Here is a 12,355-nt window from a genome sequence, read left to right on the forward strand (position 1 = left end):
AAGTTAATGACGATAGTTCAATAAATCCTTCTGGGCGAAATGTGCGATGCACGCAATCAATGGTTTCAACAAGGCGGCTTGACAAGGGCAAAATAAACCGTTCACGGGAATCAATTCTAAATATCCAGTAATGGGTCATCGCCTGGGATAAGAGAGCGTTCATATAGAGCCTGTTTCTTCTCCCGCTCTCCATAATCTAAAAAATAAGCAAATACAACATCTAGGGCAATGGACAAAGGCAATTGAGGAGAAATTCGATTGCCATAATTTAAATGTCTTGTAGAGGCTACTCTAAAAAGACAGTCAACATAATCCATTCGATGATATTGCGTTGTGATTAAGCAAGTACTGGCCCCTTTCTTCTTGGCCTTCTCTAAAGCTGAGCGGACAGATTGAGTCTGACCAGAAACAGATAAACCAATCACCAAACAACTTTCATCAATAACGCCATCTATCCAGTGCAGCATGTCGTCATGGATAATCGCCTCAGATACAAGTCCCAAACGTAAAAAACGGATACTAAATTCTCGAGCAACTAAGCCCGAGAATCCTTTTCCGTAGAAATAAACGCGCTTAGCTTGTTCCAAGTGATGAATCATCCAATCAATTTGTACTTCTGATAATAAGGATTGACTCGTGTCAAGAATCTGCTCATAATCTGATAAGATACGTATCGTTGTACTCGATAAGGCCGGATTAAAAGTAGCCTTCATCTGTTCCTGTTGTTCTTTCAATTGGTAAATAAATTCTCGGTAACCTGAGAAACCACATTTTTGAGCAAATCGTGTCAAACTCGATTCTGAAACATGTAAATGTTTAGCTAGACACTGAGCCCTCAAAAAATTTAAAGATTGTTCAGACTCCAGAAAAAAGTCCGCAATATCCTTCTCCGTACATGTCAATTCATCATAATGAAGTTCAATCATTCTTTTTATAGGTAAAAATTTCACGCGCTCCCTCCTCTCTCTATACTTAGTATAGAGAAAAAATAAAGCGTTTTCAATCTTTTATCCTCAAAGAACAGGATTCTTCCCCATATTGATTGAGAAAATGGCGAACAGCTCCAATACGACCAGCTTCGTTTCCCAAAGCGGCTTTTGCAATAACAGCTGGGAGGAATCGAACATTTTGAATCCGATTTTTCATCACTTTTTCCAGTCGTGGTAAAAGTAAATCAGAGCGAGCTGAAATCCCTCCACCAATCAGTAATATCTCTGGGTTTAAGGCATAAGATAAAGTCAGTAACCCTGTCGCTAGATGATCGATAAATTGATCCAGCACTGCCTCTGCTAGAGAATTTCCCTGATCCACAGCATCGCATACATCTTTTCCATTGATTCCCCCTAGACCCGTAGACTGTTCATAATCCTCAATCAAGGCCGTTGTGGACGCCACCTCTTGCCATGTTGTCTCTCCTATTGGAATATAGCCTATCTCGCCCCCCGTGAATGTAGAGCCTCTGACAAGATGGCCAGATTGAAGAAATCCTCCACCAATTCCAGTACCTACCGTCACCATGACGACATCCTGTTTTCCCTGGGCTGCACCTAGCCAAGCTTCTGCCAAAACAGCACAATTGACATCATTCTCAACAGCAACAGGAATCCCAAGCTTGTCCCCTATCTCCTTTCGAAAATTAACTCCTTGATAAGCAGGAATACTTGGTCCAGCATAAAGAATTTCTCCTTTATGAGAGTCCACCACACCGGCTGTTGAAAGGGCAATCCCATCAAACACAACTTCTTTTTGATAATCTGCTAGAATGGCCAGAACTTGTCCTACAATCCCATTTTGCTGCTTTCCCTTATCAATAGCTGTTTTTTCTTCTCTGAAATAGCCATACGATTTTCCATGATTATCATAAATATCTGCTTTGATAGTTGTGCCGCCTATATCAATCCCTACAATACGCATCTTATTTTCTCCTTCAAAATATACTCCTGTGAAAAATTGCTAGTTTCAGATACTCTTCAAAAACCAGATGAACCATCGTCCAATCTTAGCTCTAGAATACTATAGAAAGCAATTCACATACTCCAATTTCATTTCAATCAGATTACTCAAAGCAATTTGAAACCGAACTCGAAGAGAGTGAGACAGAACGATTTTATAGTCTTTTAGTACAAGGCAGCGAGTCGCAGACAGTACTGAAGTACGGCAAGGCGAGCTAACACAGTAATAAAAGATAAACTAAAAGAGTATAATCCTCTTCGCCGAACCCTCAGTTCTGTCTTCATCGGATTGCTTTTTCAAATTTCGAACTGTTTCGAATATAAAAGAGGAAGGTTGAGACTATCGTCCCAACCTCTAAAGGAACCCTTGAAAAACTAAATTTTTAAACATCCCAAAGGCTGATTCAACAAAGTTTTCATACCTCGATTGGGGGAAAATAGAAGGTTTCAAAGGTTCTTATACTCATTACATTTCAAAATCTGAATGTGTTAATCCTCTTCGCCGAACTTATTGATTGCGTGCATTGCACGCTTATTGATAAGATTCAACAGGTCTCCCAGACCTGTTGAACTGTCTTCATCGGATTGATGGCAAGCGATGCTTGCTTCATTACCTATAAATTTTAATCCAATTCCTGGATTAAAATTCGTTCCAGATTTCGAACTGTTTCGAGTATTAAAAATATTTATGAGCTCCTTACAACAGAGTTGCCTCAATTTCTAGAAGTAAGGCAATAATCTGCGTCACCAGTTTCTCATCCCCCTTTTGAAAAGCAGGGAGGGGCGCTCGCACCGATCCCAAGGCTAGACCTTCTTTTCGGGATAAGACCTCCTTCGCTAAAGCATATAGATGACTTCGACCACTGGTCAATAATGCGATTACTTGATTCAGCTTTTTTTGTAAATCTCTAGCTTTGATTAGCTGATTGTTTTGAATAAATTCCTCTAATTTCACAAATAGAGCTGGCATAACGCCATAGGTACCACCAATTCCTGCTTCAGCTCCCATGACTCTTCCAGCTATATACTGTTCATCTGGGCCATTAAAGACGATTCTTTCATCTCCTCCTATTTGGGAAAATAGTTGAATGTCTTGAACAGACAAGGAAGAGTTTTTAACCCCTATCACACAGGGATTATCCAACATCTTTTTGTATAATTTTTCTGTTAGAGCAACTCCTGCTAGTTGAGGTATATTGTAAAGAATGAAGTCCGTGTTGGGTGCAGCTTTACTAATGGTATTCCAGTAATCTGCTATCGCCTCCTCCGAGAGTTTAAAATAAATTGGTGGAATTGCTGCGATAGCATCTACTCCCAGTTTTTCAGAATGCTTGGCAAGCTCCACACTATCTCTGGTATTATTACACGCAACATGGTTAATAATCGTTAAGGAGCCAGACGCCACCTCCATCACTGCCTCAAGAATCTTTTTTCGATCTGCCACATTTTGATAAATGCACTCTCCTGAAGAACCATTCACATAAAGCCCTCTAACTCCCTGGGTCATGTAGTACCGAACCAATTTCTGAATCCTTACGGAATCCACTTCCCCCTCTTCATCATAACAAGCATACAAAGCTGGAATAATTCCTTTATATTTAAATAAACTCATTCACATTTTCTCCATTTTCATCCACTACACTCTTGCCCGTAGCCCACACTTGTATCCAGGCCCATAAGGCTTGCCCAATTGTACATTGAAAAAATAGATAAAGCAGCAGACTAACCCCGTGACTCAAGCAGCAGAAGGCTACTAAAACCGGAATCATCAACAAAACGAGATTCCGCACAGGGTGCCCCACCAACTGCCCCAAAATCTGCATACACAGCGGATACCACCCCCACACTCCCCTAGCTACTAAAGGATAGGCATAAAAGAAATACAAATCAATCCACAAGTAAATTGGTAGGAGTGCAATTTTCCAGAAAAGAAATAAGGGATCCGTTTGAGGCAGTACGATTAGAAAACAGCCAATGCAGAGAAATCGAAGAAATAGATCAAGCCCCCCTAATACCAATCCCCTTCTCCAATAATCTCTGATCATTGCTATAAAAGGAATAGCCACTTGAGTCACTTCCTGGGGATTCCATGTCTGTAAAGCTCTTACCAAAGCAAGACGAGTAACCCCCCAAGTAATAACCGGTAGAGTACCCAAAAGCCAACAAAAATTTAACAATAATACATGAAAAATCTGATTTGCTCTCAGCCACAACCACTGATCTGTTCGAAAGAGCCTTGTCCATGTTTCCCGATTCATCTCATTATCCTTTCACTGCCCCCATCGTAATTCCTTGTGTAAATGACTTTTGGAACAGTAGGAAGACTACCACAATCGGTACCGAAGCTAGAGCAGCCCCAGCCATAATCACACCATAATTGGTAGCCATTTCAGCTTGCATGGTGGCGACTCCCAGAGAAATAGTTAAATTCTCCCTCGATGTCAACATGACAAGTTGCATAAAATAATCATTCCAAGTATTGATAAAGGTAAAGATTGCTAAAGCTGCAAAACCTGGTTTCACAATCGGAAAGGCTACATTCCAAAAGGTTGAGAGCTCTCCACAGCCGTCAATTTTAGCTGATTCAAGCAATTCTGTCGGAATATTTTCACTGAACTGCTTCATCAAAAAAACTCCGAAAGGCCATCCTACTAGCGGTAGAATTACTGCTGCCAAACTATCATGTATCCCTAGAAAATTAACAATACGTACCAAAGGAACTAAGATGACCTGCTTAGGCAAGGCCATTGAAGCTACAAATAGCAAGAACAACCATCTTTGACCATAAAAACGTTTTTTAGCCAATACATAACCAGCCAATGATGATGTTACACAAACTAGCAACATGGTCGCTGTGGATATAAAAATGGAATTCCATAACCAATGCGTAGCTGGATTTTGAAATAAGAGTTGCTCAAAATTTTCCCAAGTTGGTTGAGACGGCCACCATTGCGGAGGAATGACAATCGTATCCGGTTGTGACTTAAACGCCCCTGTTAAAATCCAGTAAAAAGGAAAAATGAAAAATAAGGTCAACGCCAGTAAGATTACAGTTGACAAAATTTTAAATACACTTAGCCTACTCTTCATCCTCATGCCTCCTAGTAATCCACTTCATTTCCAAATAATCTTAATTGAACAAAGCTAACAAGAGCGATTATGACGGCTAAAACGACACCAATCGTATTCGCATAACCATACTCTGTTAATTGGAAGGCTTTTTCGTATAAATAATACATTAACGTGCTCGTTGCATAATTGGGACCACCAGAGGTCAGCAACTGTATCAAGGCGAAACACTGAAATGAATTAATCGTTGTAATGATTGCAATATACAAGGTTGTTGGAAGTAAACTTGGCCATTTCACATTCCAAAAAACTTGAGACTCCGTGGCTCCATCAACCCTAGCAGCTTCAACTAAAGAATGATCAATATTCCCCATCGCCGCTATGTACAAAATAATCGGCTGACCAACAGATGTTGTGAGTAAGATGATAATGATAGCCAGCAAAGCCCACTGTTTATCTCCCAACCAGGAAATATTCTGTTCAATAATATGAGATGATTTTAAAACAAAATTTAAAATTCCAGATAAAGGATCATAAATCCACTTCCATACAACTGTAACAGCAACACTTCCTGTTACCACTGGTAAGAAAAAAACAAAGCGGTAAAAAGAGCGGGAAATTACATGTTGTTGGTAAGTCTGGGAAGCCACAAATAATGAAAAGAATACTACAATAGGTACTGATCCAATCACAATTAGCAAAGTATTCCACAAAGACTTCAAAAATACCGAATCCTGAAATAGGCGACTGTAATTTTCAAAACCAATAAACTCAAAACTAGTCATAGAGTAATCAAAAAAACTAGTCACAAATCCCATAATCATCGGTGCCAAGACAAAACAAGTAAAAAACAATAAAATTGGAGCCAGGAAACTGTAAGCAACAATCGTTTCCTGTAAACGAAGCTTCGATAATTTCACAAGGAACCTCCCTTCAAAAATGGTAGTGGGAAAGAGAATGGGGCAACAAGCTCAATCTTCTGATTTTATACTCTAATCCGTTCAAAAACGAATCACGATTAGCCCCCTAGGGCAAACCTGATTACTTGCGTGCAAATATACTGTCGCAAGTATGTTCAGAGAAAGTCATACTCATTACATTTCAAAGTCTGAATGTGTTAATCCTCGTCGCTGAACTTATTGATTGCGTGCATTGCACGCTTATTGATAAGATTCAACAGGTCTCCCAGACCTGTTGAACTGTCTTCATCGGATTGATGGCAAGCGATGCTTGCTTCATTACCTATAAATTTTAATCCAATTCCTGGATTAAAATTCGTTTCAGATTTCGAACTACTTCGAGGATAAGCTACAAACAACACTGACGGCGCAAATCTGACAAAAGCTTTGCTTTTTTATACCTCGAACCTCCCATAGTCTCCTGGGCTACGGGTCTGACAAGGCTAAAGAGATTTTGAAAGAGTCTCTAACCAACCTTGATGCAATGGGTGAGATTGCTCTAATAGCATTGTCTACTGCCAGAGTCGCCAAATGATACTTGCAAAACAGCATTTCTCGACTCTCTTCTCAAGAAGCTCAAAGAGCCAATCACTGACCCTTTGAACTCTGAAAACAGCCAAGTCAACTAGCCCACTCATACACTAAAATTTTAATGTTGCCGTTTGAATCCGCTCTCTTTTAACAACTACTATTCATGAATTGTTTCATTTGCTTTCTTTGTAAAGTCTTTCAATGCTTGCTCCGGTTTCTCATCCCCATTTGAGACTGCTTGTAGCATTGGGAACCAAAGTGTACGCATTTCCGCAAAACCATCTATTGTATTGTAATAAGGTGAATAGTACTGTGTCCATGAGCCAATACGATCCATGCGTTCATCATCATATAATTTTCCATAAGAAACACGAACTGGGAAGGCTCCTGTTCGAACAACATTCTTAGGTCCCCACTCCTTATCGTCTGCAATAAACTGAACAAACTCTTTGGCATATTTAACTTTTTGTGCATCCCCATTTTTAAAGACAGCAAAACCATTCACGAGATATTCCAAGGATGGTTGACCTTTTGGAGCAGGGAATGGAATTTCAACAACCTCTACCCCACTAGCTTGAAGTAATTTTTCTTGAATCCCTTGTTGTGCCGGTGTCCACAAAAGAGTGTAGGAAGTCTGTCCATTTGCAAAGTTTTGAATATCCGTTCCACCATCAAATTGAGAACCATTTGCCAAGTACCCTTTGTCTAACCATTCTTGAGCTTTCTCCAAGGCCGCAATAAATTCTGGACTATCTGTTGTATAGCGCGTTACTTCTGGATCTGTGACAGCTCCACCGCCAATATTGGCTAGGAAAGCACGGGTTCCTTGATCCCCACCTTGACCATTGCTGAATAACGATCCTGGCTGATAGCCTTTGTCTTTTAAGGCTTTTAAGACTTTTTCAAAATCATCTGTTGTCCATCCCTCTTTTACAAGGTCCAAAACACCGGCCTCTTTCAGCATTTCTTTATTCAGTGCCATGTAGAATGGAGCGGAGCTAATTGGATACATGTAAGCTGTATCCCCGGCTTTACTAGCTTGGAGAACCTCAGGAGTTGCAACATCTTTTTCAAATTCCTCAGTAAAAAGATCATCGAGATTTTCCAATTTCCCATTTTTACCATATTGAATAATCCGGCCTGGAGCATCAAATAGGATATCTGGAGCTGTACCCGCTTCAATGGCTGTCGTAATTTTTTCAGGACCCGATTTAAAATCAATGGTCTCTAAATTAATTTTTACATCTGGATGTTTGGCTTCAAAGGCCTCAATTAACCGCTTTTCATAAGTTCCTACACCATCACTAGCTTTTTCTTGAGTAAAGACAGGAAAGGCCCACCAGGTAATCTCTGTCTTTCCTCCATCTTTACTCGCATTTTGTCCCCCTGACTCTGACGAACCACAAGCTGTTAAAAAAACAACTGCTGATGCCGTTAAAAATCCAGCCAAAACTTTCTGCATTTTCATAAATAACCTACTTTCTATCTGCTTGAATTGCAGCTACAAATCGTTCCGTAATTTCTTTAGGGCGCGTTATGGCCCCTCCAACTACAAGGCTCGTAACTCCTAAATCATAGACCATCCTTGCCTGCTCAGGACTATGGATTTTCCCCTCAGCAATCACATCAAATCCTTCTTCAACCAATTGTCGGATTAACTCAAAATCAGGTCCATCCTCCTGACGGCTATAAGATGTATAGCCAGATAAGGTCGTCCCAATAAAATCGATTCCCGCCTCCGCTGCCGCTCGTCCTTCTTCTAAGGTAGAGATATCCGCCATCCATAGTTGCTCTGGATATTTTTCTTGAATTTCTTTTAAAAATTCAAAAAGAGGCCGTCCATCATACCGTTCACGATGCGTACAATCAAGCGCTATCACATCTACACCTATTTGAGCCAACTCATCAACCTCTCGCATAGTTGCTGTAATAAAGGGTTCTTGAGGGGGATAGTCCCGCTTAATAATACCGATAATAGGCAAATCCGAAACTTCTTTAATTTCTTGAATATCCCTCACACTATTTGCCCGCAATCCACGCGCTCCACCCTCTTCAGCAGCTTGCGCCAACAAAGGAATGACCCCTCCCTCAGTACGATACAAGGGTTCTCCTGGTAAAGCTTGACAAGAAACAATAATTCCTCCTGCCACTTGTTCTTTAAACAGTGACTTCTTTTTATCTCTCAATACCTCTCATCACCTTTCTACCTAGTTGAAAATGCGAATCCCTGTTTCCGGATCAAAAAAGTGTCCTTTACTGATATTAAAGGCTAACGATACCTTTTGACCAGCTACAACATGGTTGGCAGCATCCACTCGCGCAGCAAATTCTTGTTCCCCAATCTTACAATAGAGAATTGAATCGCTACCCAATAACTCTGCAACAATGACCTCAGCTTCAATAACAGCTTGGGGGAAAGTCTCTAAGGCAATCGGATCTGCTGAGATGGCCTCTGGTCTGATTCCAAATATCAATTTTTTATGCAATTGATCTTGCGCTTGCAGCATTTTCTGGATTCCCTCAGGTAAGGTTACGCTAAATTGATTCCCATCAGAAATGAGATTGCGAGATACATCCACTGTAAAGAAATTCATGGCAGGGCTCCCAATAAAACCTGCAACAAACATATTCTTGGGCTCATTGTACAGTTCTTGCGGCGTCCCGATCTGTTCAATCCTACCAATTGTCCCAGTTCCCTCTGTATTTTTTGTGGCACTCATAATGACAATTCTGTCCGCCAACGTCATAGCCTCTGTTTGATCATGCGTTACATAGATTGTTGTAGCACCGATACGCTTATGAATTTTAGCAATCTCTGCCCTCATAGAAACCCGTAACTTCGCATCTAAATTCGATAAGGGTTCATCCATCAAGAAAACCTTTGCATCACGCACAATGGCTCTCCCCATTGCAACCCTCTGACGCTGACCACCTGATAAATCTGCCGGTTTTCGATTTAGAAATTCCTTTAACCCTAAAATCTCTGCCGCTTCTTTTACACGTTGATCAATATCTTCCTTGGTATATTTTCTCAATTTCAAGCCAAATGCCATATTTTCATAAACCGTCATATGTGGATAGAGAGCATAATTCTGAAAAACCATGGCGATGTCACGATCTTTGGGAGCAATGTCATTAACCAATTGATCACCAATATAAAGCTCTCCTTCTGTGATATCTTCTAAACCGGCAATCATTCTTAAAGTAGTTGACTTTCCACAACCAGATGGTCCTACAAAAACAATGAATTCCCGATCTTGAATCTGCAAATCAAAATCCTCCACTGAGTAAAAAGTACTATTGGGATAACGTTTATACAAATGATTCAATTGCAACTCTGTCATCACTTACCTCCTTGTTGTCACATATAATACTAACTTGCTTATCTTCAAGCCTATTATATATCGAACAGAAAGCGTTTACAATAAATTTTACAATTCTGGTCACAGTTCCTAAAACTCACTATTTCGAGAAGGGGATGAAAGTTCTTTCAGACGAACAAACACATAATGTTTCTCCAATCTCTTACGATTCGGAAACAAATTCTAATGGCTATACACTGCAAAAAAAGAGGGCTAGAGAGTGAGACAGAACGATTTTCGCAAAAAAATTGTTCGTTACAAGTCTTTATTTCATGTTGTAAACTGAAACGGTTTCTCCCCAAAACGACCTCGCTCTTTTATTGTTAGGCTCAGGTACAAATAGTCTATCCCTAGACTGTCTTCGCTTTCTTGTTTTAAGGCTCAGGGATTGACTCTTTGAGTTTCTGGATTAGAGAACATGAAATGTTCTCTCAATAAGGGCGAACTATCGTTAGTTGCTTCGCTCTCCTATCTGCTATACTTTTTTAGTTTTTAATGTTATACTCGAAACAGTTCGAAATCTGAAACGAATTTTAATCCAGGAATTGGATTAAAATTTATAGGTAATGAAGCAAGCATCGCTTGCCATCAATCCGATGAAGACAGTTCAACAGGTCTGGGAGACCTGTTGAATCTTATCAATAAGCGTGCAATGCACGCAATCAATAAGTTCGGCGAAGAGGATTAACACATTCAGATTTTGAAATGTAATGAGTATTATATAGTCTTTTATTTGAAAATAAATAAATAAGGTTGAGACTTTTGTCTCAACCTCTAGCCGCCACCTCTGTCTTTTTTGAACTGATAAACTTAAGATTAAATCGCTCAAACGGATACACCTCAAATTGATGAAGTCCTACTTGATTGACAGTACTGAAGTACGGCAATTCGACAATTCACATTTGTTTTTTGAAATAGTTTTCACGAATAACTCAAGGTCATTTTAAAATTCCGACTTTGATTCCTCTTATTGGATACGAGAAAAGGTACCGGTGTAGGTTTCAAAATGTTCATTCACTAAGGAAACTGTGCCATTTTCTGGATTCACCATAAAACTTGGAAGTCCAGAAGTATGGTATTCATTTCCCATTGATGCACTATAGACAGTTCCATCCCAAGATGCAACATCTTTATATACAAACAAATCACGGGTCAAATTTTCACGCGCTACTTCTGGTATATGGTCACCAGCAGCCATTGCCACATGGACATTACCTGCAGCATCTACAACTAATTGATTCCCAAACTCATCTTGCCAAACTCCAGCCACGGATGAAAAATCACCCGCAAGGAGGGCAGCTCCTACATTCACCTCAGGGGGTGGGGGACTTGGTTGAGTAGGCTGGTCCACTTGATTTTGAGAAGGAGCAGCCGTTTCAGAAGTTCCATTGACCTGAGCACTATTCGGAGCATTTGTTTCAGTGGTTACAGCTGGTGTAGAAGCTGCATTTGCAGACGCAGCTGCTTGATCTTTAACGACTTTTGCAGTAGAAGTGCCCGACCCTTTGGAGCTGGGTTTGGTACTTGAAGTTGATTTTTGACTGCTGAATTTTTGAACAGTAGCTGAAGAAGAACTAGCTGTTTTCTCCGACTTCTGAGTTGTAGAGCAGCCTGCTACTAAGAGAAGTGCGGTTAAGCAGATTAGGTATTTTCTCATATATCTCCCCTCCTTCTAAGTGATGGCGATATAACGGCGAACTCCTGAATTTGAAATATAACTTAACCAAGTTTTTCCTTCAGAATCCACTAATCTATCATAGTTTACAGACATTCCTACCCCATAAGTAGCAATCGTAGCCGCTGATACCTTTGGTTCATTTTTGATAAATGATAGTTTAGAAAATGTGTACGTTCCACTAGGTGGAAGGTTAAATCTTTGTTTTTCAACAATAGGAGTCACACTAGAATTAGATTCATTGAGTTTTTCAATCGGAATATAACGGCGGTTTCCTTGAAATGATAGATAACTTAGCCAACGATAGCCATCTGCTTCTAGAACTTTATCGTAATTTACAGATGAACCAACATCATAATAGGCAATATCAACTGTATTGATTCTTGCTTCATTTTTAACTGGACTTCTCTTCACAAAAATATATGTTCCACTAGACGCTAAGACACTACCACTGGAATTGCTATCTGGTGTAGGTACATTGATATTCGAAGAAACTACTTTTAATTGCTCAATCGGGATATAACGACGATTTCCTGCCTTGAATCTGATTCACCTACATTAGATACCACCAATTCCAAGTCAGAAGCCGTTGACTCATCTCCATAAACAACACTTGGAGCTCCAACTAAAACTCCAAGCAGGCTTCGCCTGCTAACTCATGACGGAAAATTAGTTCAGGTATATAATAAAGATGAGCAATACAAATCCGTAAGTTTATTAGGGCTTTGCCGAGCCTGTAACTAAAACTGGATGAATAAGAGTCATGAGATAACTCGAATACGCCTTGAGCGTGAAAATAAAATTACA

The 12,355-nt window shown here is 40.0% G+C and carries 11 protein-coding genes; all 11 read right to left on the reverse strand.

Annotation, left to right across the window (positions count from 1 at the left end; all coding sequences use genetic code 11):
* Window positions 1–116: 116 nt before the first annotated feature.
* Window positions 117–950, reverse strand: a complete 834-nt coding sequence (locus JEQ21_RS05015) for a MurR/RpiR family transcriptional regulator (RefSeq protein WP_196967478.1) — start codon at window positions 948–950, stop codon at window positions 117–119.
* A gap of 49 nt (window positions 951–999) precedes the next feature.
* A complete protein-coding gene (locus tag JEQ21_RS05020; protein ID WP_199364362.1) occupies window positions 1,000–1,914 on the reverse strand; it encodes an ROK family protein in 915 nt (304 codons plus the stop codon).
* Between the two features lie 735 nt (window positions 1,915–2,649).
* Window positions 2,650–3,564, reverse strand: a complete 915-nt coding sequence (locus JEQ21_RS05025) for a dihydrodipicolinate synthase family protein (RefSeq protein WP_199364364.1) — start codon at window positions 3,562–3,564, stop codon at window positions 2,650–2,652.
* A complete protein-coding gene (locus JEQ21_RS05030; RefSeq protein ID WP_196967475.1) occupies window positions 3,551–4,210 on the reverse strand; it encodes a hypothetical protein in 660 nt (219 codons plus the stop codon). Before JEQ21_RS05030 ends, JEQ21_RS05025 begins: the two co-directional genes overlap by 14 nt.
* 4 nt (window positions 4,211–4,214) lie before the next feature.
* Complete coding sequence (locus JEQ21_RS05035) at window positions 4,215–5,042, reverse strand: carbohydrate ABC transporter permease (protein ID WP_442805116.1); 828 nt, start codon at window positions 5,040–5,042, stop codon at window positions 4,215–4,217.
* A gap of 11 nt (window positions 5,043–5,053) precedes the next feature.
* Window positions 5,054–5,962 (reverse strand): carbohydrate ABC transporter permease, encoded by a 909-nt coding sequence (locus JEQ21_RS05040; protein WP_196091757.1) that lies wholly within the window; start codon window positions 5,960–5,962, stop codon window positions 5,054–5,056.
* 706 nt (window positions 5,963–6,668) lie between these two features.
* Window positions 6,669–7,979, reverse strand: a complete 1,311-nt coding sequence (locus tag JEQ21_RS05045; protein WP_196091733.1) for an ABC transporter substrate-binding protein — start codon at window positions 7,977–7,979, stop codon at window positions 6,669–6,671.
* A gap of 7 nt (window positions 7,980–7,986) precedes the next feature.
* The gene (locus JEQ21_RS05050; RefSeq protein WP_196091732.1) at window positions 7,987–8,697 is read right to left on the reverse strand and encodes an N-acetylmannosamine-6-phosphate 2-epimerase; all 711 of its coding nucleotides are present in this window, start codon (window positions 8,695–8,697) and stop codon (window positions 7,987–7,989) included.
* A gap of 21 nt (window positions 8,698–8,718) precedes the next feature.
* On the reverse strand, window positions 8,719–9,855 hold the full coding sequence (locus JEQ21_RS05055; protein WP_196091731.1) for an ABC transporter ATP-binding protein: 1,137 nt from the start codon (window positions 9,853–9,855) through the stop codon (window positions 8,719–8,721).
* 985 nt (window positions 9,856–10,840) lie between these two features.
* The gene (locus JEQ21_RS05060; protein ID WP_199364367.1) at window positions 10,841–11,530 is read right to left on the reverse strand and encodes a DUF6287 domain-containing protein; all 690 of its coding nucleotides are present in this window, start codon (window positions 11,528–11,530) and stop codon (window positions 10,841–10,843) included.
* 15 nt (window positions 11,531–11,545) lie between these two features.
* Window positions 11,546–12,097, reverse strand: coding sequence for an SH3 domain-containing protein (locus tag JEQ21_RS05065; protein WP_325176126.1), 552 nt, complete (start codon window positions 12,095–12,097; stop codon window positions 11,546–11,548).
* Between the last annotated feature and the right edge of the window lie 258 nt (window positions 12,098–12,355).

The sequence above is a fragment of the Streptococcus sp. 121 genome, from assembly GCF_016458205.1.
Classification (GTDB): Bacteria; Bacillota; Bacilli; order Lactobacillales; family Streptococcaceae; genus Streptococcus.